This is a genomic window from Rhodoglobus sp. G.S.4, from assembly GCF_056619605.1.
In genome coordinates this window covers 739,023-764,851 of sequence record NZ_CM152748.1, presented here as the reverse complement: position 1 = coordinate 764,851, position 25,829 = coordinate 739,023, and the positions used below count along the sequence as shown (strand labels likewise).

27 protein-coding genes are annotated in these 25,829 nt (G+C 60.2%); 11 read left to right on the top strand and 16 right to left on the bottom strand.

All coding sequences use genetic code 11. The annotated features are described in order from the left end of the window. Window positions 1-50 precede the first annotated feature (50 nt). The gene (locus AC061P_RS03760) at window positions 51-971 is read right to left on the bottom strand and encodes a LysR family transcriptional regulator (protein ID WP_449648676.1); all 921 of its coding nucleotides are present in this window, start codon (window positions 969-971) and stop codon (window positions 51-53) included. Window positions 972-1,051: 80 nt separating this feature from the next. Between AC061P_RS03760 and AC061P_RS03755 the strand changes: the two genes are divergently transcribed. Next, window positions 1,052-2,383 (top strand): DNA recombination protein RmuC, encoded by a 1,332-nt coding sequence (locus AC061P_RS03755; RefSeq protein WP_480391868.1) that lies wholly within the window; start codon window positions 1,052-1,054, stop codon window positions 2,381-2,383. A gap of 44 nt (window positions 2,384-2,427) precedes the next feature. Here AC061P_RS03755 and glpX read toward each other — a convergent pair whose 3' ends face one another. After that, on the bottom strand, window positions 2,428-3,417 hold the full coding sequence (gene glpX, locus AC061P_RS03750) for a class II fructose-bisphosphatase (protein WP_449648678.1): 990 nt from the start codon (window positions 3,415-3,417) through the stop codon (window positions 2,428-2,430). Window positions 3,418-3,629: 212 nt separating this feature from the next. On the opposite strand from glpX, the gene fbaA reads away from it, so the two are divergent. Then, window positions 3,630-4,655, top strand: a complete 1,026-nt coding sequence (gene fbaA / locus AC061P_RS03745; protein WP_480391867.1) for a class II fructose-bisphosphate aldolase — start codon at window positions 3,630-3,632, stop codon at window positions 4,653-4,655. 65 nt (window positions 4,656-4,720) lie between these two features. On the opposite strand, the gene AC061P_RS03740 is transcribed toward fbaA, so the two are convergent. Beyond that, entirely contained in the window at window positions 4,721-5,329 is a 609-nt protein-coding gene (locus tag AC061P_RS03740; RefSeq protein WP_480391866.1) for a DUF6264 family protein, read from the bottom strand. Window positions 5,330-5,332: 3 nt separating this feature from the next. Then, window positions 5,333-6,379, bottom strand: coding sequence for a 4-hydroxy-3-methylbut-2-enyl diphosphate reductase (locus tag AC061P_RS03735; RefSeq protein ID WP_449648786.1), 1,047 nt, complete (start codon window positions 6,377-6,379; stop codon window positions 5,333-5,335). Between the two features lie 135 nt (window positions 6,380-6,514). On the opposite strand from AC061P_RS03735, the gene xseA reads away from it, so the two are divergent. The 5 genes from xseA to AC061P_RS03710 are packed head-to-tail and all read left to right on the top strand — an operon-like array spanning window position 6,515 to window position 10,740. After that, window positions 6,515-7,735 carry an exodeoxyribonuclease VII large subunit gene (gene xseA / locus AC061P_RS03730; protein ID WP_449648681.1) on the top strand — a complete coding sequence of 407 codons (1,221 nt, stop codon included), beginning with the start codon at window positions 6,515-6,517 and terminating at the stop codon, window positions 7,733-7,735. 19 nt (window positions 7,736-7,754) lie between these two features. After that, the gene (locus AC061P_RS03725) at window positions 7,755-8,009 is read left to right on the top strand and encodes an exodeoxyribonuclease VII small subunit (RefSeq protein WP_449648682.1); all 255 of its coding nucleotides are present in this window, start codon (window positions 7,755-7,757) and stop codon (window positions 8,007-8,009) included. Continuing rightward, the gene (locus AC061P_RS03720) at window positions 8,009-8,650 is read left to right on the top strand and encodes a DUF4245 domain-containing protein (RefSeq protein WP_480391865.1); all 642 of its coding nucleotides are present in this window, start codon (window positions 8,009-8,011) and stop codon (window positions 8,648-8,650) included. The genes AC061P_RS03725 and AC061P_RS03720 overlap by 1 nt, the downstream gene beginning before the upstream one ends. Next, window positions 8,647-9,288, top strand: coding sequence for a carbonic anhydrase (locus AC061P_RS03715; RefSeq protein WP_449648684.1), 642 nt, complete (start codon window positions 8,647-8,649; stop codon window positions 9,286-9,288). The genes AC061P_RS03720 and AC061P_RS03715 overlap by 4 nt, the downstream gene beginning before the upstream one ends. Before the next feature lie 54 nt (window positions 9,289-9,342). Next, window positions 9,343-10,740, top strand: coding sequence for a class II fumarate hydratase (locus AC061P_RS03710; RefSeq protein ID WP_449648685.1), 1,398 nt, complete (start codon window positions 9,343-9,345; stop codon window positions 10,738-10,740). Here the strand turns inward: AC061P_RS03710 and AC061P_RS03705 are convergent. From AC061P_RS03705 to AC061P_RS03695, 3 genes are all read right to left on the bottom strand, one after another. Next, on the bottom strand, window positions 10,737-11,504 hold the full coding sequence (locus tag AC061P_RS03705) for a fumarate hydratase (protein WP_449648686.1): 768 nt from the start codon (window positions 11,502-11,504) through the stop codon (window positions 10,737-10,739). The two genes, AC061P_RS03710 and AC061P_RS03705, sit on opposite strands and share 4 nt — an antisense overlap. 73 nt (window positions 11,505-11,577) lie before the next feature. Next, the gene (locus AC061P_RS03700) at window positions 11,578-12,951 is read right to left on the bottom strand and encodes a PhoH family protein (RefSeq protein WP_449648787.1); all 1,374 of its coding nucleotides are present in this window, start codon (window positions 12,949-12,951) and stop codon (window positions 11,578-11,580) included. A 231-nt stretch (window positions 12,952-13,182) separates the two neighbouring features. Continuing rightward, complete coding sequence (locus AC061P_RS03695) at window positions 13,183-13,968, bottom strand: isoprenyl transferase (protein WP_449648687.1); 786 nt, start codon at window positions 13,966-13,968, stop codon at window positions 13,183-13,185. A 63-nt stretch (window positions 13,969-14,031) separates the two neighbouring features. Between AC061P_RS03695 and trhA the strand changes: the two genes are divergently transcribed. Continuing rightward, window positions 14,032-14,781: a PAQR family membrane homeostasis protein TrhA gene (gene trhA / locus AC061P_RS03690; protein WP_449648688.1), complete on the top strand. Its 750-nt coding sequence runs from the start codon at window positions 14,032-14,034 to the stop codon at window positions 14,779-14,781. A 27-nt stretch (window positions 14,782-14,808) separates the two neighbouring features. On the opposite strand, the gene AC061P_RS03685 is transcribed toward trhA, so the two are convergent. Further along, entirely contained in the window at window positions 14,809-15,186 is a 378-nt protein-coding gene (locus tag AC061P_RS03685) for a hypothetical protein (RefSeq protein WP_449648689.1), read from the bottom strand. 84 nt (window positions 15,187-15,270) lie between these two features. On the opposite strand from AC061P_RS03685, the gene AC061P_RS03680 reads away from it, so the two are divergent. Beyond that, complete coding sequence (locus tag AC061P_RS03680; protein ID WP_449648690.1) at window positions 15,271-15,747, top strand: DUF4307 domain-containing protein; 477 nt, start codon at window positions 15,271-15,273, stop codon at window positions 15,745-15,747. Window positions 15,748-15,814: 67 nt separating this feature from the next. Beyond that, entirely contained in the window at window positions 15,815-16,306 is a 492-nt protein-coding gene (greA, locus tag AC061P_RS03675; RefSeq protein WP_449648691.1) for a transcription elongation factor GreA, read from the top strand. A gap of 28 nt (window positions 16,307-16,334) precedes the next feature. Here greA and ilvA read toward each other — a convergent pair whose 3' ends face one another. The 6 genes from ilvA to AC061P_RS03645 all read right to left on the bottom strand — a co-directional run bounded on the left by ilvA (window position 16,335) and on the right by AC061P_RS03645 (window position 22,831). After that, complete coding sequence (ilvA, locus tag AC061P_RS03670; RefSeq protein WP_480391864.1) at window positions 16,335-17,558, bottom strand: threonine ammonia-lyase; 1,224 nt, start codon at window positions 17,556-17,558, stop codon at window positions 16,335-16,337. 4 nt (window positions 17,559-17,562) lie between these two features. Beyond that, the gene (locus AC061P_RS03665; protein ID WP_449648693.1) at window positions 17,563-18,657 is read right to left on the bottom strand and encodes an AI-2E family transporter; all 1,095 of its coding nucleotides are present in this window, start codon (window positions 18,655-18,657) and stop codon (window positions 17,563-17,565) included. A 135-nt stretch (window positions 18,658-18,792) separates the two neighbouring features. Continuing rightward, window positions 18,793-19,887 (bottom strand): ABC transporter ATP-binding protein, encoded by a 1,095-nt coding sequence (locus AC061P_RS03660; RefSeq protein ID WP_480391863.1) that lies wholly within the window; start codon window positions 19,885-19,887, stop codon window positions 18,793-18,795. Further along, a complete protein-coding gene (locus tag AC061P_RS03655) occupies window positions 19,884-20,744 on the bottom strand; it encodes an ABC transporter permease (RefSeq protein WP_449648695.1) in 861 nt (286 codons plus the stop codon). Before AC061P_RS03655 ends, AC061P_RS03660 begins: the two co-directional genes overlap by 4 nt. Then, a complete protein-coding gene (locus AC061P_RS03650) occupies window positions 20,741-21,682 on the bottom strand; it encodes an ABC transporter permease (RefSeq protein ID WP_480391862.1) in 942 nt (313 codons plus the stop codon). Before AC061P_RS03650 ends, AC061P_RS03655 begins: the two co-directional genes overlap by 4 nt. A gap of 36 nt (window positions 21,683-21,718) precedes the next feature. Continuing rightward, window positions 21,719-22,831, bottom strand: a complete 1,113-nt coding sequence (locus tag AC061P_RS03645; protein ID WP_480391861.1) for an ABC transporter substrate-binding protein — start codon at window positions 22,829-22,831, stop codon at window positions 21,719-21,721. Between the two features lie 204 nt (window positions 22,832-23,035). Between AC061P_RS03645 and AC061P_RS03640 the strand changes: the two genes are divergently transcribed. Then, window positions 23,036-24,268 carry a winged helix-turn-helix domain-containing protein gene (locus tag AC061P_RS03640; protein ID WP_480391860.1) on the top strand — a complete coding sequence of 411 codons (1,233 nt, stop codon included), beginning with the start codon at window positions 23,036-23,038 and terminating at the stop codon, window positions 24,266-24,268. Here the strand turns inward: AC061P_RS03640 and AC061P_RS03635 are convergent, their stop codons facing one another. Next, on the bottom strand, window positions 24,269-25,153 hold the full coding sequence (locus tag AC061P_RS03635; RefSeq protein WP_449648699.1) for a M48 family metallopeptidase: 885 nt from the start codon (window positions 25,151-25,153) through the stop codon (window positions 24,269-24,271). It abuts the gene before it with no gap. Window positions 25,154-25,190: 37 nt separating this feature from the next. Then, on the bottom strand, window positions 25,191-25,757 hold the full coding sequence (locus AC061P_RS03630) for a LemA family protein (protein ID WP_449648700.1): 567 nt from the start codon (window positions 25,755-25,757) through the stop codon (window positions 25,191-25,193). Between the last annotated feature and the right edge of the window lie 72 nt (window positions 25,758-25,829).

The following is a 25,829-nucleotide window of genomic DNA, read 5'->3' as shown; positions in this document are numbered from 1 at the left end:
CCTATTCATGCACGGTCAATCTGCAGAAATGCAGATACTGCCGCGAGACGCTACTCCAGTGGCAAAAGCTCCGACGCACGACGGGCAACCTCGCGGTGAAGAGCAGCCCGCACTAGCTGCACCGCCTCAATCTCGGCTGCCTCTTTGCGTATCGACAGCGCAAACTCGAGCCGGAAACTCACCTCGTCGGGCAGCACCGCAACAAGCCCGGGCTCCGGCTCAGCCATAAACGCGTGCAGCAGGCCAATGCCGGCTCCGCGACGGGTGGCCTCAAGCTGCGCAAACACACTCGTCGAACCAAACCCCACGCGCATACCGCCGAGCACCGGGGCCAGATCGAGCTCGCGAACCGTGAGCAGGGCATCCACATAGAAGACCAGCGGATGACTGTCGAGGTCGGCGACGGAACGGATCGGCGGATGCGTCGCGACATAGTCGGGCGAGGCGTAAAGCCGCAGAGCGTAGGCGGCGAGAGGTTCGGAGGCGAGGCGCGATGTTGCCGCCGAGCCGATCGTGATCGCTAAGTCGAAGCCGGCGCCGCGCAAACTCAGCGGGCGCGTTGAGGTCACCAGTTCGACCGTGATTGCCGGATGCTCCGCCTGCACTGCTGCGAGCGCTGCAGTAACAAAGGTGGCCCCGAAGCCATCGGGCGCGACGATTCGCACGGTGCCGCGCACTTCGTCGGCACCGCCGCTGGTAGCCCCAACGACGTTTTCGACAATGTTTTCGAGGCCTGCAGCGCGGGTGGCGACTTCCCGGCCGATGGCGGTGAGTTCCCAGCCGTCAGCCCCGCGGTCGAGGAGGCGCACGCCGAGGGCTGCTTCGAGACGGTCAATACGGCGGCGCACTGTCGTGTGGTCGACGCCGAGCAGGGTCGCGGCCGACACCATTCGTCCGGCGCGCGCGACAGCAATGAGGTACCGCAAATCGTCGGTGCTCACATCAAGCGGATGCACTGAATCGCTGGCCATTGACCCAGCCTAGAGCGACGAACCGGTCGCCCTTCCGCATTGCTCCCCGAAATGTCCGCGCCGGCTGGCACACTGGCGGAATGGATCCCATCCTTGCTCTCATCATCGGCCTTCTCGTCGGCACTATTCTTGGCGTCGTCATTGGGTTGCTCGTCGCCCGCGTGCGCGCAAGCGCTCCCACTGATCAGGTCGACCCTGAGGTGATTGAGGCGCGACACCTGGCAGCGATTGCTCAAGTGACAGCGCAGGAGCGCGAGGAGCAGTCACGACTTTCGGCGGAGCTTGCATCCATTACGGCTCGCGCCGGGGCGCTTGGTGAACAGGTTGCTTCCCTGCAGCAGCAGTACCGCGAAACTCTCGACCGCCAGCGTGAAGAAGCGACAGCGCTTGCCGAACGCGAGCGCCGCGAATCCAAGGTGCTACAGGCGCTCACTCCGGTGCAAGAGACTCTGCGCACGATGCAGAACAAGGTCACCGAGTTGGAATCGCAGCGAAGCCTTCAGCACGGCGAACTGAGCCAGCAGCTGAAGTCGGCCACCGAATCCGAAGAGCGCTTGCGCAGCACCGCCGAGTCTCTGGCTTCGGCACTGCGCAACAACTCCACGCGCGGAGTGTGGGGAGAAACCCAGCTGCGCAACGTTGTCCAGGCCGCTGGGCTCATCGAGCGAGTCGATTTCGATGTGCAGTCGAGCATCACCTCGGATGCCGGTGCCGGTCGCCCTGACATGGTCGTTCACCTTCCCGGCGGCAAAAACATCGCGGTCGACGCGAAGGTACCGTTCAGTGCTTTCCTTGAAGCAAGCCAGATCTCGGTCACTGCCACCGGCGAAGAAGGCGCTCGACGCGAAGCACTCATCAAACAACACGTCAAAGTGATGCGCGGCCACATCGACACCCTCGCGAGCAAGGCCTACTGGGCAGGGCTCGACGCCTCCCCCGAACTCGTCATCGCCTTCATCCCCAGCGAATCGCTCGTATCGTCGGCGATGGAAGCTGACCCCTCGATCATGGACTACGCGTTCGGCAAGCGCGTCGCGCTCGCCTCCCCCGTCACCCTCTGGTCGGTACTCAAGACCGTCGCCTTCTCGTGGCAACAAGATGTGCTCACTGACCAAGCCAAAACACTGTTCGATCTCAGCAAGGAGCTTTATCAGCGCCTAGCCACGCTTGCCGACCACGCCGACAAACTGCGTCGCTCAATCGACACCACCGTGAACAGCTACAACCAGTTCGCCAACTCGCTAGAGACTCGCGTGCTCGTGACCGCCCGCAAGCTCAATGCCCTCGACGAATCGAAAGTCATCGGCACCACCAACACGGTTGAGGGCACGCCGAAACACATCACCGCCGTCGAAATGGATCTCGCCCAGCCCGAAGACGACGACGACGACGACGACGACGACGACGACTAAAATAGACGTCGAGAAGCGACGCCTAACAGGCAGGCAAAACGCTCTTAGTGGTCAAGCCACTTCTCAGCGAGGTGGTCAGCCGAAATGCGGCGGATCGTTCCCGAATGTGAACGCAAGACAATCGACTCCGTGCGAATGATGGGGCCAAAGCGGCGCACACCCTTCACCAAGCCACCGTCGGTAACACCCGTAGCAACAAAGAACGTGTTGTCGCTGGCGACCATTTCATCGGCCGTGTAGACGTGATCGAACTTGAGCCCGGCATCCATACCGCGTTGACGTTCGTCATCGGTCTGCGGGTACAAGATTGTCTGAATTTCTCCGCCGAGTGCCTTGATCGCGCACGCCGTGGCAACACCCTCAGGGCTACCACCGATACCGACACACATATCAATGCGCGTTCCATAGAGCGCAGCATTGATTCCGCCAGCAACGTCACCGTCAAGCATCAGACGGGTACCAGCGCCGGCCGCACGGATGTCATCAATGAGCTGCGCGTGACGCGGGCGGTCAAGCACGGCAACCACGATGTCTTCGGGAAGCTTGCCCTTAGCTTTAGCAAGGGCACGAATGTTCTCACCGATGGGCTTATGGATATCGACAACCCCAACGCCTTCAGCGCCGGTAACAATCTTGTCCATATAGAAAACAGTGGACGCGTCGAGCATGGTGCCGCGGTCGGAGACAGCAATCATTGAGATCGCGTTCTGTCGCCCGGCCGCCGTCAGCGACGTGCCATCGATCGGATCAACGGCGATGTCGCAAGCCGGCCCACGACCGGTGCCAACATGTTCACCGTTGAAGAGCATAGGGGCGTTGTCTTTTTCGCCCTCACCGATGACGACGAGACCATCGAAGTCGACGGTGCCCAAAAATTTGCGCATCGCATCGACCGCAGCGCCATCGGCACCGAGCTTGTCGCCCTTGCCAATGAAGGGAACAGCGCGAATGGCGGCCGCTTCGGTTGCCCGCACAAGCTCAAGAGCTAGGTTGCGATCGGGGTGGAGGAATAGCGTGCCGGTTTCTGTACTCACCTAGAGGCATCCTTCGTTGAGAGTGGTCGACTGGGGACGCGCCGGTGGTGGTCAGCGCAGCCCTCAGTCTATCCGAATCGTTACACCGCCTTCGGCCCTTACCGCAGAGATCGCACTAACGTGCAACAGTTCGCGCCCGCCCCGAAGGGGTCGCTAGAATCAAGGCGAGCCGGACCAAAGCGGTAGTCGGTACCGCATGAGGAGAGACAACAATGCCCGTCGCAACCCCAGACCAGTACGCAGAAATGCTCGACAAGGCGAAGAAGAACTCCTTCGCCTACCCCGCCATCAACGTTTCGTCGTCGTCCACCATCAACGGCGTGCTTCAGGGCCTCAGCGATGCCGGCTCTGACGGCATCATCCAGGTCACCACCGGCGGCGCTGACTACTTCGCCGGCCAGTCCGTCAAGGCCCGCGCCTCCGGAGCACTCGCCTTCGCCGCCTTCGTCACCGAGGTCGCCAAGAACTACCCGGTCACCGTTGCGCTGCACACTGACCACTGCCCTAAGAATGCCCTCGACGACTTCGTTTACCCGCTCATCGCGGCATCCGAAGCTGAAGTCAAGGCCGGTCGCAACCCGATTTTCCAGTCCCACATGTGGGATGGCTCGGCTGTTCCCCTCGACGAGAACCTCGCCATTGCGCGCGAAATTCTGCCGCGCATGAAGGCCATCAACTCGATTCTCGAAGTTGAGATCGGTGTTGTCGGTGGAGAAGAAGATGGTGTCAGCCACGACATCAACGACAGTCTCTACACAACTCTGGATGACGTCATCGCTACCGTCGAAGCGCTCGGCCTCGGCGAGCAGGGCCGCTACATTGCAGCTCTCACCTTCGGCAACGTGCACGGCGTCTACAAGCCAGGAAACGTGAAGCTTCGCCCAGAACTGCTCGGCGAAATTCAGGCAGGAATTGCAGCGAAGTACGGCACCGACGCTAACCCGCTCGACCTCGTCTTCCACGGGGGATCAGGTTCAACGGATGAAGAAATCGCGACGGCTGTTGCTAACGGTGTCATCAAGATGAACATCGACACCGACACCCAGTACGCCTACAGCCGCTCGATTGCGGACAGCGTTCTGAAGAACTACGACGGCTTCCTCAAGGTTGACGGCGAAGTCGGAAACAAGAAGATTTACGACCCCCGCGCCTGGGGCAAGACGGCAGAGTCAGCTCTCGCGTTGCGCGTTGTGGAAGCCACCAAGCAGCTCGGGTCGGCTGGATTCTCCGGCAAGTAGCCACTAACGCAGAACGGGGTCATCCTTCAGGTTGGCCCCGTTCGGCATTTAACGTGGTGGTTGCGTTACTGAATGCTGTCGACGTAAGCCATGAAACCGGGGTCGTTGAGCACAGCAACAAGCATCGCGACAACGAGTACCACTCCGGCGATTACAGCACCGACGACGGGAATCCAGAATGCTAGACGCCGGCGTTGAATCTGAATGAGCGCGAACACGATAGTGAGAATCAGAACGGCAACACGAATAATATTTGCGGTGCTTCCGGCCTCAGCGGCAATGTCATCCGACGTGAACGGTTCAGCTCCCTGAGCTGCGAGACCTTCGCGAAGAATCGGGCCAAGGTTGGCCACGGTGGGAAAACTGTTGATGATGTCCGCGACGCCGAGGAGTAGCAGCGTCGCCGTGAGAAATACATCCCACATGCGTCGTTTGCGTTCGGGAACAACAGCATCGCTCGCCGTGTTGGCGAAGGCGGGTTGGGGAGAACCCAGTGGCGCTCCGCTCTGCTGCGCTGGCGCAGAAGGCGCCGGGTACGACGGGCGAGAGCCTGCGCTTAGGTCGTGCGAACCAGTGCCTGAATCGGCACCGCCCGCATCGCCACCGTGGCCGGGGGCAGCGGGAGGCAGCGGTGCGTACTCGCCATATTTTGGTCGCGGGCGCGGGTCAGTCATGGTCTATTGCCAATCAAGTTTGCGATTGCGCCCACCTAGGCCGCGCTCGTCTGGGTTGCCTGCCGCATCGGTGCGCAGCTCTTTGGGCAGCGAGAACATGAGATCTTCCTCGGCGGTCACCACGCTGGATACATCACCGTAGCCTGCGTCAGCAAGGTCGGCGAGAACTTCTTGAACCAGAACTTCAGGAACGGATGCCCCGCTCGTGACACCGACAGTCGAGATGCCGTCGAGCCACTCTTGTTTGATTTCGCTGGCGTAGTCGACCCGGTAGGCGGCTTTTGCGCCGTACTCTAGGGCAACATCCACCAGTCTAACCGTGTTTGAGCTGTTTGCGCTGCCCACAACGATCACGAGTTCTGCCTCTTCGGCAACCTTCTTGATGGCGACCTGGCGGTTCTGGGTGGCGTAGCAAATGTCGTCACTTGGCGGGTCTTGCAGTGTGGGAAAGCGTTCGCGCAGCAGGCGAACCGTTTCCATCGTTTCGTCGACGCTCAGAGTTGTTTGCGAAAGCCACACCAAGTTTTCGGTGTTCTCGACCACGATATTGGGCACGTCGGCGGGGCTGTTCACGAGGATGGTGCGCTCAGGCGCGTGGCCCATTGTGCCTTCGACCTCTTCGTGCCCGTCATGGCCGATCAACAAGATTTGGTAGTTGTCGCGAGCGAATCGCGTTGCCTCACGGTGCACCTTGGTGACGAGAGGGCAGGTTGCGTCGATCGCGTGCAGCTCGCGGTCGGCTGCGCCCTTGACGACAGCAGGCGAGACACCGTGGGCAGAAAACACCACCGTTGATCCTTCGGGAACTTCGTCGACCTCATTCACAAAAATGGCGCCCTGTGCTTCAAGGGTCGTCACGACGTGGATGTTGTGCACAATCTGCTTGCGAACATAGACCGGAGCACCGTAGTTGGCGAGCGCTTTTTCGACCGCGATGACGGCCCGATCTACTCCTGCACAGTAGCCACGAGGAGCGGCCAACAGCACACGTTTGCCGCCCGCAACCGGCAGATTTTGTAGCTGTTCGCGGCGTGCAGGCATCGGGGGCATCGCTAGCGCTTGGGCGCTTCCGTTAGAAATGGTGCTCACTTAAATGATTCTACCGAAGAGTGCTGCACGAAAGCCGAGCGCACTGCGGTATCAGCGGCATCCTCTACCCTGTAGTGACGAGCTTGAGGAGGCTAGGTGACGATCACAGAGGGCCCGCCCACCGTTGATACTCCGTGGCCAGTGTCGGTGCTGTCGCAGAAAATTCGCGGCTGGATTGAGAAACTCGGTACCGCCTGGGTTGAAGGCGAAATCACCCAGTGGGGTGGTTCTGGCGGCAACATTTACGGCAAGCTCAAAGACCTTGAGGTCGACGCCACAATTTCGTTCACGGTGTGGTCGTCGGTGCGCACCAAACTTCCCAACGATCTGAAGCAGGGCGATCGCGTTGTTGCTCTCGTCAAACCCAACTACTGGGTCAAGGGCGGCACCCTCACGATGCAGGTCTTGGAAATGCGCCACGTCGGTCTCGGCGACCTGCTCGAACGACTCGAGCTTTTGCGCCAGAAGCTGCGAGCTGAGGGCCTGTTCGAGCACAAGAAACCCCTACCGTTCTTGCCCAATTGCATCGGCCTCGTCACGGGCAAAGACAGCGATGCCGAGAAAGACGTGCTGCGCAATGCGCAATTGCGGTGGCCTGCCGTGAAGTTTCGCACCGAGCACGCCGCTGTTCAGGGCGAGCGCGCTGTCAGCGAAGTAACGAAAGCGATCCGACTATTGGATGCCGACCCCGAAGTCGATGTCATCATCGTCGCGCGCGGCGGCGGAGACTTTCAAAATCTGCTCGTGTTCAGCGATGAATCGCTAGTGCGCGCCGCCTCGGAGTGTGTCACTCCCCTTGTCTCCGCGATCGGGCATGAGAACGATCGACCACTGCTCGACGAGGTTGCCGATCTGCGAGCATCCACCCCCACGGATGCGGCAAAACGGGTGGTCCCCGATGTTGCTGAGGAGTTGAACCGGGTGCAGCAGGCACGCGCGGGAATGCGTTTGCGCATCACTCAACGTTTGGGCCATGAGGGTGACAGGCTGGAGTCGCTGCGTACGAGGCCGGTGTTGGCGAATCCGGTATCTCTGGTTGATGCGCACGCCGATGAACTTTCTCGTTACGTTTCGCGCAGCAATGAGCTGGTGGAGCGTGCGATTGAGAAAGCTCACGCTGGCGTTACCGAGCTCACCGGGCAGTTGCGGGCGTTGTCTCCGCAGCGCACACTGCAGCGCGGGTATGCGATCGCTCAGTTGCCTGATGGCACGGCGCTGCGCTCCACCGCGGACGCTCCCGATGGCACTGAGCTCCTGCTCACGGTTGCCGACGGCAAGATTTCCACCACTGTCACCGGCCAGCCGGCAGACACCTAGAGAACAGTAGAATTACATCGTGGCTACCCCCAATGAGACCCCCGTCAGTGACCTCAGTTATGAACAGGCTCGGGATGAGCTCATCGCCGTTGTCAACGAACTAGAGCAGGGTTCAGCGACTCTTGAACAATCACTCGCGCTCTGGGAGCGCGGTGAAGCACTCGCACAGCGGTGCGAGGAGTGGCTCATCGGAGCGCGTGCGCGGCTCGATGCCGCCAGAAGTGTTTCTCCAACGGATTCTGGGTCCGCTGGTGATGCGAGCACTGACCAGTAATGGCCAAGAACACCGAACCGCGCGTCGTCGCCGAGCTTGGTCGCCCTGAGACCCCGGAGGAAACGTTCGCCCGCAAGGCGGAGAATTCGCGCAAGCACCGCGCCAACCAAACGTTATTCAATTTGGTAATTGCCACGGTCGCGTCTCTCGGCATCGTGCTGTTCCTGGTGTTGGTTGTCGTTCGCCCCACCGACGAAGTTCCGGTAACCGCCGACTACCAGACGATTGCCGCCGATGCGCAGACGAATGCCAGCGAACCTCTCTTGTCTCCGTCACTGCCCGATGATTGGTACGCGAATTCGGCGCGGCTCGGCACCAGCTCTTCTGTTCAGACCTGGTACATCGGCTTTGTGACTCCACCATCGCCCTCGGCCCAATTTGTTGCTCTTGAGCAGGGAATTGAGGCGAATGAGACGTGGTTATCGATCACCACCGACGGTGCGCTTGCTACCGACACCACAACGATTGACGGAATTGACTGGACAATTTATGACCGTCGCTCTTCCTCAGACACCGGAAACTACGCATACTCAATGTCGGCGCAGATTGCTGGAAGCACGGTAGTGCTGCATGGCACAGCCACAAATGACCAGTTCGAACTATTGGCAGTGGCAATCGCTGCCGAGGCGGAGGCGCAATGACGAACCCCACCAGAACACCGTCACAGGTCTGGAATGAAATGGCGCGCGGCAACGAGCGCTTCGTAGCGGGGGTGCCCAACCATCCCCGACAAGATGTTGAACGACGCACGGAACTCGCAATGGCTCAAGCGCCGCACGCCGCCCTCTTCGGATGCAGCGACTCGCGACTGGCCGCTGAGATCATCTTCGATAAAGGACTCGGAGACCTCTTCGTCGTGCGAAACGCTGGCCAGATCATCTCCGACTCCGTCATCGGATCGCTGGAATATGCGGTCGGTGTGCTGAATGTTCCGCTCATTCTGGTGCTCGGTCACGATGAGTGCGGTGCAGTAGCGGCAGCGATCGAGTCACAGGCTGCAGACGCTCCGACGCTTCCCCCGCACATTCAGTCCCTCATCTCGAAAATCGTGCCAGCCGTCCGTCGCGTAGCCGGCAGCGAGACCGGCGCCATCGACATCCAGAGCATTAGTTCTACGGATGTCGGCCGCGAGCACTTGCGCGAAACTATTGCCGAACTGGTGGGTTCCTCTGAACTCATCAGCGACGCAATCGCCGCGGGTACGCTAGCCGTAGTAGGCGCTAACTACCGTTTGCTTGAAGGTAGAGCCGTTCCCGACGTCGTCGTCGGCACCGTATAGCGCTCTCCGCCACGTTCTCACCCAGTTCGCTCACAAACAAAGGATTACAACGCTGTGACGAGTTCCACCGAATACCGCATTGAGCACGACACCATGGGCGAGGTACGAGTGCCCAAGGACGCCCTCTACGGCGCCCAGACGCAGCGTGCCGTCGAGAACTTCCCCATCTCTGGCACTGGCCTCGAACCAGCCCAAATCGTCGCTCTCGCCCGCGTCAAGCGCGCAGCAGCCATCGCAAACGCTGAACTCGGCAAGCTGGATTCCGGCATTGCCGACGCCATCGTCAACGCTGCCGACCAGATTATCGACGGCCAGTACCACGACCAGTTCCCGGTAGACACCTACCAGACCGGCAGCGGCACCTCCTCGAACATGAACATGAACGAAGTTCTTGCTCGACTCGCGAGTGACTCATTCGGCAGTGCAGTGCACCCCAACGACCACGTGAACGCGTCACAGTCGTCAAACGACGTTTTCCCCACATCGGTCCACCTCGCCGTGACCGGTGCGCTCATCGGTGACCTCATCCCGTCGCTCGAGCACCTCGCGGCAGCCCTCGACGTGAAAGCAGAACTGTGGAAGGGCGCCGTCAAGGCTGGTCGCACCCACCTCATGGATGCCACCCCCGTTACCCTCGGCCAAGAATTTGCCGGCTACGCCCGCCAGATTCGTCTCGGCATCGCCCGCATCCAGTCGGCAATCCCCCGCGTCGCAGAGGTTCCCCTTGGCGGCACAGCAGTCGGCACCGGCATCAACACCCCACTGGGTTTCCCCCAGCGCGTCATCGCGATCCTCGCTGAGAACTCGGGACTGCCCATCACCGAGGCTGAAGATCACTTCGAAGCTCAGGGCGCCCGCGACTCGCTCGTTGAAGCATCCGGTGCCCTGCGAGTGATCGCCGTCTCCGTCACCAAAATCTGCAACGACCTGCGCTGGATGGGCTCGGGCCCCAACACTGGGCTCGGCGAATTGCGCATCCCCGACCTTCAGCCGGGCTCATCGATCATGCCAGGCAAGGTCAACCCGGTCATCCCCGAAGCCGTACTTATGGTGTGTGCCAGGGTCATCGGCAACGACGCCACGATTGCGTGGGGTGGAGCATCCGGAGCATTCGAGCTCAACGTCGCAATTCCCGTCATGGGAACCTCGCTGCTCGAATCGAGCAGACTGCTTTCCAATTCGTTGCGCGCCCTTGCAGACAAGACCGTCGAAGGACTCGAAGCGAACCTGCCGCGCGCACTCGCGCTTGCTGAGTCATCGCCGTCGATCGTGACGCCGCTCAACAAGATCATTGGCTACGAAGCCGCCGCCAAGATCGCCAAGCACTCGGTCGCACAGTCGATGACGGTGCGCGAAGCAGTGATCGACCTCGGCTTCGTCGAACGTGGCGAAGTAACTATCGACCAATTGGATGCGGCACTCGACGTTTTGTCGATGACCACGCCTGGCTAATAGCCGAGATCCACCAGCGCGAGGGGCGCACCGTCGAGAGCTTCGACGGTGCGTTCTCCTATGGGGTCGTTCAGTTTGATCGGAATCAGGACCGAACCGGTGATGTCTTCACCGAGCTTGCATCCCTCAGTGTTGTCAGGAACTGAACCATCGTCCGGAGTCGGCAACCCATAGAGCACTGCGAGCTGAACCCGCTCAGGGGTTTCGATCGCCACCACACGACGCGGCACGCACAGCAGCGGACCTCGCACCTTGACGACGACATCCGCCTGACTGATCGTGGAATCAGTCTCGCTTGGCGTGCTGCCGATATAGCCGGGGATGTTGGTGGTGCCCAGTCGAGAAAAAGGCTCGAGATCGAGCAAATAGAGTGGCGCTCGCTCTTCGTCATTCACCGGCAAATAGCTGTCGATGGGCACATCAACGAGAGTCGCGTCTGCCGAGACGCTGGTCTGAAACGTTCGATACACCAGCAGCGGTTCGGGGGTTCCCCACGTCTGTTCGATGTCATTTGCCCGCGGCGGCTCTACCGGTTCTTTCGCGGCGGAGGCGAGCACTGTGAGCACAATAGCGAGTAGGGCAACGCCCAAAGCGATGGCCGCGATGAGCTGCCGGTACGCGAACGCCGCACCCCCGGGCTCTGAGCTGTGGGTATCGGCAACAGACCAAGAAAACAGGCTCCGCCACTGATTTCGGGGAGCAAAAAGCGCCCACAACGCGGCGACCCCTAAAGGAACCGCAAGAAACCACCAGACCGAGCCCACGAGAAAACCTTACGTTGTCTGAGCGCGCCCCGCGAACACTCGCGCGGCGCGCTCGGACTTCCCAAGACAATTGTCAGGCGATTTCGTTGCCCTCCAAGAGTTCGGTAACGAGCGCAGCAATCGCGGAACGTTCCGAACGAGTCAGCGTGATGTGCCCAAAGAGCGAGTGACCTTTCAGGGTTTCGATCACTGAAGCAACACCGTCGTGGCGACCAACCCGCAAGTTGTCTCGCTGAGCCACATCGTGAGTGAGTACTACACGAGAGTTCTGGCCAATGCGGCTGAGCACCGTCAGCAGAACGTTGCGTTCAAGCGATTGGGCCTCGTCCACGATGACAAAAGCATCGTGGAGCGAGCGTCCGCGAATGTGGGTTAGCGGGAGCACCTCGAGCAGACCACGATCGAGTACCTCTTCGAGCACGTTCTCCGACACCACTGATCCCAAGGTGTCGAATACTGCCTGCGCCCACGGATTCATCTTCTCGGAAGCATCACCTGGCAAGTACCCCAACTCTTGACCTCCCACCGCATAGAGCGGACGGAAGACCATGATCTTGCGGTGTTGTTGCTTCTCCAGCACCGCTTCGAGACCAGCGCAGAGTGCGAGAGCAGACTTGCCGGTGCCGGCGCTACCGCCAAGCGAAACAATGCCCAGCTCTGGGTCGAGAAGCATATCGATTGCTAGTCGCTGTTCAGCGCTGCGCCCATGAAGACCGAAAATGTCACGGTCGCCGCGCACGAGCGACATCTTGCCGCGCGCTGTCACCCGCGCCAAGGCCGACCCCCTTTCGGAGTGGACGACTAGTCCCGTATTGATCGGCAAATCGCCCACAGTTCGAGAATGCAACTCTTCTTTGTCATAAAGCTCAGAAACTTGATCACCGTTGAGTTCAATCTCGGCCTGACCAGTCCAGCCAGAGTCAACGGCAAGCTCTGCACGGTACTCCTCGGCTGCGAGACCGATGGATGCCGCCTTCACCCGCAAAGGAAGATCTTTCGAGACCACAGTGACGTCTAGACCCTCGTTGGCAAGGTTCAGCGCAACGGCAAGGATTCGCGAATCGTTATCGCCCAATTGCAGGCCGGAGGGAAGCACAGACATATTGGAGTGGTTGAGCTCAACCCGTAGCGTGCCGCCATCGTCACCGACCGAAATCGGAAAGTCGAGCCGCTCATGCTTGATGCGCATCTCATCAAGGCTGCGCAACGCCTGCCGCGCAAAGTACCCGATCTCGGGGTCATTGCGTTTGGCTTCGAGTTCGGTGATCACCACGACGGGCAGAACAACGTTGTGTTCTGCAAACCGTTTGATCGAGCTCGGGTCGGAGAGCAAAACGGAAGTGTCGAGAACGTAGGTGCGCTCGGCTTGTCGTTTGGCCCGCCCTCCCGCCTTCGACGTGGCGATCGTGGTCTTGGGGGTAGCTAGGTCGGCCAACGTGCACTCCATCCCCGAGTGCGCGAGCACTCGGATCCAGTCTGCGAAGACGGCCAGTACTTTACGAGAACGAACTTACGTGGCCGTCTCGATCAGGCGCCATACCTGATGAATTGAACGCTAAACCTGTCGCGCTATCTGAGCGTCACGACACGCCACGAGAAACCGTTGCGTCACTAACTGGGGGCAAAGTTCACTTTGCCAATGGGTTCCGTCCCGGGTTCGACCACGGGCCGCACTGGACTAGTGGCCGAAGCGACGGCTGCGTCGCGAGAAATCTCGCAGAGCCCGCAAGAAGTCGACCTCACGCAGGTCGGGCCCCAACGCTTCCACAAAATACAACTCGCTGTGGGCAGACTGCCACAGCATGAAGTCACTAATGCGCTGCTCACCCGAAGTGCGGATGACCAGATCAGGGTCAGGTTGACCCTTCGTGTAGAGGTGTTCGCCGATGAGTTCTGGCGTCAACAGTTCCGCCAACGCTTCAAGGCTGTGTCCCTCAGCGCTGTGGTTGCGCACGATACGACGCATCGCTTCTGCGATTTCATGGCGTCCGCCGTATCCAATCGCGAGATTTACGTGAAGCCCAGTGTTCGAGGCGGTGCGGTCGCGGGCTGCAGTGAGCTGAGCTTTGAGCTGTTCGGGGAGGCCGGCATCCGATCCAACATGTTGCACACGCCACTCACGGAAGTGGGAAAGATCCTCGGCAAGATCACCAATGATGGTGAACAGCTCCCCCAGCTCTTCAGGGGAACGACCCGTGAGATTGTCTGTCGACAGAAGATAGAGCGTCGCGACGGAAATGTCGAGGTCGTCGCACCACACCAGGAACTCTCGATACTTTGCCGCGCCCGCACGATGCCCATGCGCGGCAGTCTCGAGGTCCTTCAGCTTTGCCCAGCGCCTGTTGCCATCAATGATCATGGCTACGTGGCGCGGCAATTGCTGGCCCTCTAGTTGGCGCCGCAGCTTCTTCTGGTAGAGACCGTAAAGAAAACCGCGCCCGAGTGGAAATTGTCGCTGACTCACGCAACTACGTTAGACCACTGCGACGCGCAGCAAGTGAAACTAGACCGGGCGTAAACTGTGGGCATGAATCAAGAAGCCTCAGAATCTGCTGCGCTCGAGGCCGTTGACCACGAGGATGCTGCCGGACTTCCCCAGCTTCCCCTCGTCGACGATGCGATCGCTTATGACGCCGTTAATGCAAAGCCGACTTGGCGTGGCTGGATTCACGCGGGAACATTCCCGGTCGCCATTGTGCTTGGCGTCATCCTGTTGGTCATGGCCGATGGTGTCGCTGCCACGGTGAGTTCGGCAGTTTTCGTCGCCTCATCGCTCATGCTTTTCGGAATCTCAGCGCTCTATCACCGCTTCAACTGGAGCGATAAGACTCGGATGTTGCTGAAGCGCTTCGACCACTCCAACATTTTCTTGCTGATCGCTGGCTCCTATACGCCCATCACGGTTCTCGCATTGCCACCCGAGAAGGCGACCATTCTGCTCTGGATCGTGTGGACGGGTGCCGCTCTCGGCATCGGGTTCCGCATCTTCTGGGTTGGCGCCCCGCGCTGGCTCTACGTGCCGTTGTACGTGCTACTGGGCTGGGGCGCGATGATGTTCATCGTCGACTTCTTCCAAGCGAACTGGATCATGATGACGCTCATCATGGCCGGCGGACTTTTTTACACCGTTGGCGCCGTCATCTATGGTCTCAAACGCCCCAATCCGATCCCCGGAGTTTTCGGCTTCCATGAGATCTTCCACACGCTGACGCTATTGGCGTTCCTGTGCCACTGGGTCGGCATCTTCCTCGTGGCAACTAATCCGCCCGTTGTGTAAGCGGAACGTCAGTGTGTAGGCGGAACGTCAGTGTGTAGGCGGAACGTCAGTCTCTGGCGCACTGCTCGATGCCTCATCGCTGGCAGCAGCCGAGGTGCTGGCGTCTGTGTCTGTCGCACCGTCATCGATGGTGGCGGTGGCGTCGGCGTCGGCGTCAGCAAGCGCCTGCTCGTTGCGGATGGCCTCTTGAGCGAGCTCACGGTACCGGACACGTCGAACGCGACGATTCATGTCGGTGATGATGAGCAGGGTGGCAACAGCAATGAAGAGGGTGGCTGCGAAGCCGATAACCCCAGGAGTCACCAAGTTAACGTCTCCGTCAAACTCTGGGTAGAGGCTCGGTTCTGGGCTGGGTGTCGCGGTCCAGAGAATCGCACTGTGGGCGAGCGAAGTGAAAGAAATCAACTGTTGTCCTCTGGAATGTGCACCCGATGATTTCATCATCCGAGTTTGCGAATAGCCTTGTAGTAACAAGAATACCGTCGCCGAATGGAGCCACGCGTGCCCGAAGCATCCAGTAACACCACTGGCAGCGCTGACGCCCCTGTCATTGTCGACGGTTCCGCCCATTCTCGAGCCGACCTCGATGCGCGCTACGGGCGCAGCCCGAAGGCTAAGCGAAATAACCGCGTCATCGTTGTCACTGTCGCGATCGCCTTTGTTGCCGTGTTTACGGCTTGGCTAGTGTGGGGCGGGTTGCTCGAAGCACCGGCCCAGTTCGAAGCAAAAGACACCGGTTTTGAGCTCGTCAACGATTCCACCGTCACCGTTCGCTGGCAATTCAATGTTCCGGAGAATACGGATGCTCGCTGCGCTGTTCAAGCGCTCAACTCAACTTTTGCGATCGTGGGCTGGAAAGTTGTCGACGTTCCTGCCAGCGATCAGCGCAACCGTGCCCTCAGCGAAACCATTCGCACAACAGAACAAGCGGTCTCTGGCTTGATCTACCGGTGCTGGCTCACCTAGGCTGTAGCAAATCATCTCGAAACCGGTCGTTTTCGGCCGGTTTCTCTTTTGTATAGGGAGAAGCACAGTGGCTGCACAAGATAACGTCACGTGGTTGACCCAGGAGGCGTTCGATCGTCGCACCGCCGAACTGGAACAACTCACTGGCGAAGCACGGTACGAAATTGCCAAAAAGATTGAGGCTGCCCGCGAAGAAGGCGACCTGAAGGAGAACGGTGGCTACCACGCTGCCAAGGAAGAGCAGGGCAAGATTGAGGCCCGCATCCGCGTTCTCACTGAACTTTTGCGTCACGCCGTCGTGGGCGATGTTCAAGACGCCGATGGTCTCGTTGAGCCCGGCATTCTCGTAACGGCCAAGATTATGGGCGACGAGAGCGTGTTCCTGCTCGGAAGCCGTGAGATCGTTGCCGACGATAGCGACCTCGATGTGTACAGCGAAAAGAGCCCGCTCGGCTTGGCGATCAACGGCCTCAAGGTCGGCCAATCGGCTACTTACACCGCACCCAATGGCAAAGAGATCACCGTCGATATTTTGAAGGTCGCAACCTACTCAGGCTAGAAACAGCCTTGGTATGGTCCGTAGTCGACTAAAAGTCGATCTGCGGGGCGAATCCTTCGTCCCTGAGCCGCGCGAGCACTGCTTCTGCGTGCTCAGGGCCACGGGTCTCGATGTGCAGTTCGAGCTCAACCTGGCTGAACTGCACCTTGTTGTTGTGTCTGCTGTGCAACACTTCGACGACGTTGGCGCTTGCCTCAGCAACAATGCCCGAAATACGAGCGAGCTGACCGGGGCGATCAGGGAGTGGGATCCGCAACCGCAGGTACCGTTCGGATGCAGATAGTCCGTGACTGATGATTCGTTCCATCATCATGGGGTCGATATTGCCGCCGCTGAGCAGGACAACGGTGTTTCCGCTTGGTGCAACTTTTCCAGCCAGAATCGCTGCGACACCGACCGCGCCAGCCGGCTCGACAACAAGCTTGGCGCGCTCGAGAAGCACGAGCAGCGCGTAGGCGGTCTGGTCGTCGCTGACGGTGATGACTTCGTCTACGAGGTCGCGCACCATCGGAAAGTTGACCTCGCCGGGTTTGCTGACAGCGATACCGTCAGCGATGGTCGGAGTGGTGGTGATCTCTACGATCTCGCCTTTTTCGAGCGAGACTGGATACGCTGCGGCGTTTGCCGCTTGCACGCCAATTACCCGCACATTACGGCCGTCTTCGCGAGCGCGCTGCTTGATTGCTCCCGCAACACCGGAGATTAGTCCTCCGCCACCGATCGGCACAATGACCGTATCGACCTGAGGCACCTGGTCGTACACTTCCAACGCCAACGTTCCCTGACCGGCAACCACATCGAAGTGATCGAACGGGTGGATAAGCACGGCGCCAGTGTCTTCAGCGAAACGCGCTGCCGCCCGAAGGGGTTCGTCGACCGTGTGTCCACGAAGAACGACTTCTGCCCCGTAAGCGCGAGTGGCCTGCAGCTTAGGCAAGGGAACACCTACTGGCATGAAGATCGTGGATTTGATCCCCAACTCGCGAGCAGCGAATGCGACACCCTGAGCGTGGTTTCCTGCCGAAGCGGCAACCACTCCCCTAGCTTTCTCATCGTCGGTGAGGCCCGCAAGACGGTTATAGGCTCCGCGGATCTTGAACGAGCCGGTGCGCTGGAGGTTCTCGCACTTCAAGAACACTGGTGAGCCGAGAATCTCCGCGAGAAAACGCGACGTCTGCATTGGCGTGATGTCAGCAACTTCTGCGACCCGTTCACGTGCTGTCTCATAGTCAGCAAGAGTGGGGCCGGGCATCCGATTATTTACCATTACCGAGAACATCATCCAGAGTCGGGTGCGGGTTGGTTCGCCATTCGCCGCCAGCAATATATTTGGTCATTACGTTGACCACGGCCACGAGGGGAACCGCAAACAACGCTCCGGGAATTCCGGCAACGAATGAACCAGCGGCTACAGCGAAGACCACCGCAAGGGGGTGGACCTTCACCGCAGTGCCCATGATGAGCGGCTGAAGAATGTGACCCTCAAGCTGCTGCACGAGCAAAACAATTCCGAGCATGATTACTGCCGGGAGCGGACCGAGGAAGACAAGCGCGATGAAGATCGCCAGCGCGCCGGTGATGAGGGCACCAACCACCGGAATGAACGAGCCCAAGAACACCGCAACTGCGATCGGGATAACGAGCGGGAAGCCGCCGTAGAACAGACCGAGGATCCAGGCTCCAGCACCGATACCAACGGCATCCACCGCAGCAACAAAGATTTGCACCTTCACGAAAGTGGTGAGAGTGATCCAACCCGCGCGGCCCGATCCATCAACTGCGGTGCGCGCACGACGCGGGAAGAGACGCACAGTCCACGCCCAAACGCGCTTGCCATCGATCAAAACAAAAATTGTGGCGAAGACGCTGAGCAGCGCACCGGTCAAGACGTGCCCGGCGGTGGAGCCAACGGAAAGAATTCCCGAGACAAGCGCTTCGCTATCGCGTTGAACGATTTCGGTTAGCTGCCCCAAATAGCCGTCGATATCCTGATCGCTCAGTTGGAGCGGAGAGTCACTCAGAAAGCTTCGGAAGTTGTTGAATGCCTCAATGGATTGTTGCTGCAGCGAAGGCAATCCAGCGCGAACTTGGCCGACAACAACAATGACAAGTCCGGAGACGACGGCAAAAAACCCGAGAAGAGTGACGGTAACGGCAAGCCACTTTGGCCAACGATGACGTTCAAGAAATTGAACGAGAGGAACGAGAAGCGCACCGATCAGAATCGCGATCAAGAACGGGATCACGATGTACTTGAGAGTAATGATCAAATAGATCAGCACAGCGATAACGCCAAGCACAACGAGCAAGCGCCAGGAGAACGCTGCGGCAATGGACAGGGCCTCGGGCACCGCTGCCGACTCCGTGGTGTTGGCGCGTGACTGTACCTGACTGGTTGGTTTCGTACGTCGTCCGAATAGCACGTTGCCCATCTTAGTTGTGCTGGAGTGTGCTCTCGCTGCGTGTGACAGGCAGCAGGTGGAGGACTACTTTTTCTCCTTCGGCGGCAAGGCGCTCACCGGCGCACCCTTGAGGCGCACCGTGACTGTTTCGCCGGGCAGCGGATGCCGCTCCACCTCATGCTGGATAGCGACGACCGTGTCGTCGAAGAGTCGCACGCGCGTGCGGCGCAGGGAGCCCAAGAAGCTCGACGAGATGACCGTGCCGGCGATGCCGTCCGCGGAGAGGGCGATGTCCTCCGGGCGAACGAGCGCGATGACGGGGCCATCGGGCATGGGGTCGCCGAGAAGGTTGAGGCTGCAGCCGTGGAGGGTGACTTGGCCGTCGATGAGTTCGGCGGGCATCCGATTGCTGAGGCCAACGAAGTCGGCAACGAAGGCATTGGATGGCGTTGCGTAGAGCTCTTCTGGTGTGCCGATCTGTTCGATACGACCTTCACGCATGACGGCGACTCGATCGGCAACGGCGAGCGCTTCTTCTTGGTCGTGCGTCACAAACACAGTCGTGATGCCGAGTTCGGTTTGTAAGCGACGGATCTCTTCGCGCAACTGCACGCGCACTTTGGCGTCGAGGGCACTCAACGGTTCATCGAGGAGCAGCACGCGCGGACGCGTGACGAGGGCGCGCGCGAGCGCAACGCGTTGCTGCTGGCCGCCGGAGAGCTGATGAGCAAAGCGTTCGCTGTGCTTGGTGAGGCCGACCATGTCCAAGGTTTCGAGGGCACGTTCACGACGACGAGCGGCAGCGACCTTGCGCATCTTGAGACCAAACTCCACGTTCTCGAGCACCGTCATGTGCGGGAACAGCGAGTACGCCTGAAAGACCATCCCGATGTCGCGTTTATTTGTGGGAGTCTCTGCGACATCCACACCATCGATGAGAATGCGACCGCTATCGATGCTCTCAAGCCCCGAGATGCTGCGCAGTGCGGTGGTCTTGCCGCAGCCTGATGGGCCGAGAAGTGCGACGAGTTCTCCGGGCGCAACCTCAAGGTCGATGCTGTTGAGGGCGGTATGCCCAGCGAAGGCCTTGACGACGGCACTGAGCTGAACCGTTGCTCCCGTGGGCTGGGCTGGGCTGGCAGTTGGGGTGGGGCCCGTCAGGCTGAACGTGGCGGTCATGATTTTCTCCTAGAGGGCGTTGCTGAGCCGAGGCGGCCAATGATCAGCAGCAAGACGAAAGCGAGAGCGAGTGCCGCGAGCGCAAAGATGACGGCGACCCACGGGTCAGATTGTGAAACCTGCAGCAGCGCGGTTTGCAGGTTGCGGCGATTGAGCAGGCTCGCGATCGTGAACTCGCCAAGCACAACTGCAATCGAGATGAAGGATGCCGCGAGCACTCCCCGGCGCAGGTTCGGCAACAGAATCTTCCACAGCACGGTCATCCAGCCGGCACCGAGCGTGCTCGCCGCTTCGCTGAGGGTCGTCACGGGGATCGCATCGAGGTTGCCCTGAATGGCGCGATAGGCATACGGCAGCACGGTGATGCCGTAGGCGAAGGCGAGAGTCCAAGTGGAGCCGCCGAGCACGTGCACGACCACCGAGTAGACGGGCGCGAGGCCGACAACGAGCACGATGGCGGGCACCGTGATGGGGATGATGCAGATGAATTCGAGAGTGCGCTTGAGGCGCGGAAACTGCATGTGCACGAGCACCATCGTTGGCAGCAACAGCACGAGCACGATACCGACGGTCACTGCAGCGAGCACGAGCGAGTTCTCGATCGCTTGGTAAAGCCCGCGGTAGGTGCGGGCACTGTCTTCACTGACGAGGCCCGTCCAGTGGCTTGTCGTGTAGTCGCCTGCAAGACCGTTGCGGAAGGTGAACTCGATCATCGCGATTACGGGGATCAAGAAGATGCCGCCGATTATTCCGAGGATGAGGCGGCGCGCAAGAGTGCTGGGCTCGGCCCCAATGCGCACGGCTTGGTTGGCGGGCTTCGCTCGCGGGCTCAGCGGCGCGGCCACGTCGGCGCTCACTTTTGCCACCGCGAGGTGCGAGCCTGCAGCACCGAGTACGCCCACATGACGACGACCATGACAACGATCATCCCGAGCGCAAGAGCACCCGCCATGTTCTCGCGACCCAGCACGGTTTCGCTGACGAGCGCCGCGCGGATCTGGAGGGGAACGATTTGCGAGCCCTGGCTGATGAGCGCGGCGGCAGTAGCGAACGACGAGAAGGCGTTGGCGAAGAGCAGCAGCAGCGAGCCGAGGAACGCGGGGGCGAGCACCGGGGCGGCGATGTGACGCCAGTACGCGAAGCGAGTACCGCCGAGCGTTGCGCTGGCTTCGGCCCATTGCGGGCGCAGCGCGGTAAGGGCGGGCAGGAACGTGATCACCATGAGAGGAACCTGAAAGTAGACGTAGGGAAGGATGAGCCCGGGCACCTGATAGAGCCAGACGCCATCCGCAAAAATGTCGATGCCGAAGGTGTCACGCAGGATGACCGTGATGAGCCCCTGCACACCGATCGTCGCGATGAACGCGAAGGCGAGCATCACCCCGCCGAACTGGGCGAGCACGCTGGCCGCCGATTCGATGATCGTGCGCAGGAGTCCTCCGACCTTGGTTCCGAGCATCGCATAGCAAATGAGGGCACCAACGATGGCACCAATCACAGCGGTGATTCCCGAGAGCCAAAACGAGCTACCAAAGGTGGTGAGGATGGTCGGGGTAAACAGCCCTGTGATGTTGTCGAAGGTCAGCGAACCGTCGTCGGAGAAGAAGCCCGTGACCACCGCGAGGATAGTGGGCAGGGCGAGAAAGATGAGAACGTAGGCCGCAAACGGCGTTAGCCCCGCATAAGCGAGGCGACGACGCCGGTTTGACGGCTTGACCAGGGCCACCCGAGGATGGTGCCGAGCGGTGAGCTCGACACCATCCTGTTCGGGCGCTGGCGCGGTGGCTAGCGACACGATGTATTTAGCGAAAGGTGCGTGAGGGAATCAGCGTTAGCTGATTGCCGCAGCCCACTTTTCAGCAAGGATCGTTGCGTTTTCTTCAGCCTGCTCGGGGGTCGGGGTGACAAGTTCACCCTCGAGGGCGCCGAGAGCGTCGAGTGCTGCGGTGTCAACGGTTCCGGCATCCTGCAGAGCCTGAATCGTGACGGGGTACGCGCCACCGACGATGAAGAGGTTCTGCGCTTCGGGGCTGTAGAGGAATTCTTGCCAGAGGCGAGCAGCAGCCGGGTGCGGGGCATCCTTGCTGACGGCCTGGTTGTAGAAGCTCGTGTAAACAGCGCCGGGAAGAGTCGTAACCTTCCAGCCGTCAACCGTTGCGGCGGCTGCGAGGTTGTTGTAGCTCCAGTCGAAGGCAACCTTGGTCTCGCCGGCAGCAATGGTTGCTCCTGTGACGTTCACCGGGATGAAGTTACCGGCGTCGTTGAGCTTCTCGAAGAACTCGATACCGGGCGTGAAGTCATCGAGGGTTCCACCGCTGTGAACCGTTGCGAGTCCGACAGCAGCGAAAGCTGCTCCCGCCTGCGTGGGGTCGCCATTCAGCGCAACAGCGCCGCGGTAGTCCGGCTTGAGCAGGTCATCGAGGCTCGTGGGCTCGGGAACCGAGTTGGAGTCATAGCCGATCGACATGCTGCCCGTGTAGTCGTTGACCCAAAGGCCAGTAGCTTCCTTGTTGCCCTCAGGAATTTCATCCCAGTTGGCAACCATGTAGGGAGCGAAGTAGTCGAGGCTGTCGAGCGTGACAGCGGTACCGAGGTCGAAGACGTCCGGTGCGGTGTCCTGTCCCTTGAGGTTGTCAGCGGCGGCGATTTCTTCGGCGCTGGAAACATCGGGGTCAGCCGAGTTGACGATGATGTCGTACTTCTCTTCGAAGAGAGCCTTGATCTCCCCATAGTTTGCCCAGTTGTCAGGCAACGCAATGACATTGAGTTCGCCCTCAGCCTGCGCGGCTGCAATAAGAGCGTCCATTCCACCGAAGTCTTCAACGGTGGTAGCGGTCGATGCGTCAACATCGCCAGCAGCTGCCTCAGTGGTGCTGCAGCCACTGAGTGAGATCGCCGAAGCTGCAACGAGTGCAACAGCGGCGAGGGTGCGCTTAGTGAACAAGACTTCCTCCAACGACCGTCACGGCCGCCCGCGCTGTGAGCGGGCAGAGGGTACCGAAACGATCCGGAGTTGACGGTACGCAGCCGTGACTAGTGCTCCCTGTCATCCCGGTAAACGATCGATGAACGACACAAACACAACGAGTCTCGAGTTTCCCTCAGTGCCGCGCCGGCGGATGTCGCCACCGCTCGGTAGAGTCGAGCCGTGGTCGATTCCCTCTCTGCAGCGCAAGCGCGCCGAGTGCTGCTCGCCGCCCAAGGCTTTGGGCGCGGCAGCGCGAGTGCGACTAACCCTGCGGGGACGCGACAGCTCAACCTGCTCTTTGACCGCATCCGGCTGCTGCAACTCGACTCGGTCAACGTGTTCGAGCGCAGCCACTACCAGCCCGTGTTTGCTCGCCTTGGCCACTACGACAAAGCGGCGCTCGATGCCCTGACGTTCCGCAAACCGACACCGCGCAGCCCCGGTCGCTACGTCGAATACTGGGCCCACGAAGCCGCGCTCATCCCGCTCGAGTCCTGGCCACTGTGGCGCTGGAAAATGGATGCGCTGCGCGAACGCGATTCCGACCGCTACGAATGGGTGCGCAACAACCAAACCATGCTGCAGTGGTTGCGCGAAGAACTCGCCACCACCGGTCCCGTCACCGCGCGCGAGATCGAGCACGACGCGAACCGTCGCACCGGACCCTGGTGGGGCTGGTCCGACGTCAAGCAAGGCCTCGAAATGCTGTTCCGCTGGGGCGAAGTCGTCAGCGCCGGCCGCACCCGCTTCGAGCGCACCTACGCCCTAACCGAGCACATTGTTCCCGCCGAACTGCTCGGTCGTGAAGTGACCCGAGCCGACGCGCACCGAGCCCTGATCGCGGAATCCGCACGGGCGCTCGGAGTCGCCACGGCATCCGACCTTGCCGACTACTTTCGTCTCAAAAACATCGACGTGCGCCCGGCCATCGCTGAGCTAACGGATGCCGGCGAACTTGTTCCCGTGACGGTGCGCGGCTGGGATCAACCCGCCTGGTTGCACCGGGATGCTCGCCTCCCCCGTCGCATCGAACACGTCGCCCTGCTCTCGCCCTTCGACCCGGTCGTGTGGGATCGCAAACGCGCCGAGCGCATGTTTGGCTTTCACTACCGCATCGAGATTTACACCCCCGAACCCCAACGCCAGTTCGGCTACTACTCGCTCCCGGTGCTCGTGGATGACGCGCTCGTCGGCCGCATCGATCTCAAGACCGACCGGCAAGCGCGCGTCCTTCGTGTGCAATCCGCGTGGCACGAAGACGGACTCGATGCCTTGCCCGGAGGCACCGGCGCACTTGCGGAACGCATCGTGCCCACCCTGCGCGAGATCGCACACTGGCAGGGCATGGGCGAGATCGCGGTGACCGGCCGCGGCACCCTCTCCCCTGCCATCGAGGCAGAGTTGCAGCGCTAGCTAGAAGCCGCCGCCGATCTTGCCCAGTCGAGCAACGCGCTCAGCGAGCGGAGGGTGCGTACTGAAGAGACGGTCCATGATGCCCGGCTTCGTCGGATCCGAAATCCACATGTGCGCCATCGTGGAGTTCTGCTTCTTCATTGGTCGGCTGTAATCCGACAGCTTCTGCAAAGCGCTCGCCAGAGCATCCGGATGACGCGTTGTGAGTGCACCGGTCGCATCCGCAAGATATTCACGCTGACGCGAAATCGACGCCTGCACCGCCGCTGCAACGAGCGGCGAAATGACGAGCGCTGCCAAACCAACCACAATCATGATCGGGTTCGAGTTGTTGTTATTACCCCGACCACCGAAGAGGGTGAAGCGCAGTGCAATGTCGGAGATGAAACCGACTGCGACAACAAGGCCGAAGACGATCATCGATACGCGGATGTCGTAGTTCTGCACGTGACCCATCTCATGGGCCATCACACCCTCAAGCTCTGAATCGTCAAGCAAATCGAGGATGCCGGTCGTTGCCGCAACAGCAGCGTGTTCCGGGTCGCGCCCGGTAGCAAACGCGTTCGGCGCCGGGTCGTTGACGATATAAACCTTGGGCATCGGCGTGCCCGTCGTGATCGACAAGTTTTCGACGATCCGGTACAACCGTGGATTGTCGGCTTTCTGAATCTCGATCGCGCCACTCATCGCCAACGCCTGCTTTGACGCCGCGAAGTACTGAATCAGCGTGAACGCGCCGGCACCAATGATGGTGCCAATCGTGACCGTCAATGGATCGCCACCCATCAGGAAGCTCAGCGCAAAGCCGAGGAACCCAATAAGGATGACGAACAGGATGATGATCAGAACGGTGTTGCGCTTGTTTTTCGCTATGGCGCGATACATCTAAACTTCCTGGTCACGCAAGGTAGTAAGAAACGAATTAGAACTGAACGCGGGGAGGCTCAGCGATGGAGGCGGCATCCGCGACCTCGAAGAAGTCGCGCTCGTGGAAACCAAGGTTGCGCGCGAACAACGTGTTCGGGAAGATCTTGATCTTGGTGTTGAGTTCGCGCACACCGCCGTTGTAGAAGCGACGGCTGGCCTGAATCTTGTCCTCGGTGTCAACCAGTTCGCCCTGAAGCTGGAGGAAGTTCTGGCTGGCCTGCAGCTGCGGGTACGCTTCAGCAACCGCGAAGATGCTCTTCAGCGCAGACTGCATGTGGTTCTCGGCGGCAGCAGCATCCACCGGGCCCTGAGCGTTCAGAGTCTCAGCGCGAGCCTTTGTTACGGCTTCAAAGACACCCTTTTCGTGAGCCGCGTAACCCTTGACCGCCTCGATGAGGTTCGGTAGCAAGTCAGCACGACGCTTCAACTGCACCGTGATGTCGCTCCACGCCTCGTCAACGCGAACGTTGAGAGTCACCAGCGAGTTATACGTCGACCACAGGTAGATACCAACGATGACGACGAGCAGAACAATGACGCCAAGTACGATCAGGAATTCCATGACTCAACTATAGGGCGCGCTGCTGTGCCTCCACCGAGAAAAATGGCGACAACTGGCCCCCAATCACGGGCG

Excerpts from the sequence above, each read along its gene's own strand:
- AC061P_RS03760 (WP_449648676.1), bottom strand. The coding sequence starts at position 971 with ATGGCCAGCGATTCAGTGCATCCGCTTGATGTGAGCACCGACGATTTG.
- AC061P_RS03755 (WP_480391868.1), top strand. The coding sequence starts at position 1,052 with ATGGATCCCATCCTTGCTCTCATCATCGGCCTTCTCGTCGGCACTATT.
- fbaA (WP_480391867.1), top strand. The coding sequence starts at position 3,630 with ATGCCCGTCGCAACCCCAGACCAGTACGCAGAAATGCTCGACAAGGCG.
- AC061P_RS03740 (WP_480391866.1), bottom strand. The coding sequence starts at position 5,329 with ATGACTGACCCGCGCCCGCGACCAAAATATGGCGAGTACGCACCGCTG.
- AC061P_RS03735 (WP_449648786.1), bottom strand. The coding sequence starts at position 6,379 with ATGCCCCCGATGCCTGCACGCCGCGAACAGCTACAAAATCTGCCGGTT.
- AC061P_RS03720 (WP_480391865.1), top strand. The coding sequence starts at position 8,009 with ATGGCCAAGAACACCGAACCGCGCGTCGTCGCCGAGCTTGGTCGCCCT.
- AC061P_RS03715 (WP_449648684.1), top strand. The coding sequence starts at position 8,647 with ATGACGAACCCCACCAGAACACCGTCACAGGTCTGGAATGAAATGGCG.
- AC061P_RS03700 (WP_449648787.1), bottom strand. The coding sequence starts at position 12,951 with ATGGAGTGCACGTTGGCCGACCTAGCTACCCCCAAGACCACGATCGCC.
- trhA (WP_449648688.1), top strand. The coding sequence starts at position 14,032 with ATGAATCAAGAAGCCTCAGAATCTGCTGCGCTCGAGGCCGTTGACCAC.
- AC061P_RS03680 (WP_449648690.1), top strand. The coding sequence starts at position 15,271 with ATGGAGCCACGCGTGCCCGAAGCATCCAGTAACACCACTGGCAGCGCT.
- ilvA (WP_480391864.1), bottom strand. The coding sequence starts at position 17,558 with ATGCCCGGCCCCACTCTTGCTGACTATGAGACAGCACGTGAACGGGTC.
- AC061P_RS03660 (WP_480391863.1), bottom strand. The coding sequence starts at position 19,887 with ATGACCGCCACGTTCAGCCTGACGGGCCCCACCCCAACTGCCAGCCCA.
- AC061P_RS03635 (WP_449648699.1), bottom strand. The coding sequence starts at position 25,153 with ATGTATCGCGCCATAGCGAAAAACAAGCGCAACACCGTTCTGATCATC.
- AC061P_RS03630 (WP_449648700.1), bottom strand. The coding sequence starts at position 25,757 with ATGGAATTCCTGATCGTACTTGGCGTCATTGTTCTGCTCGTCGTCATC.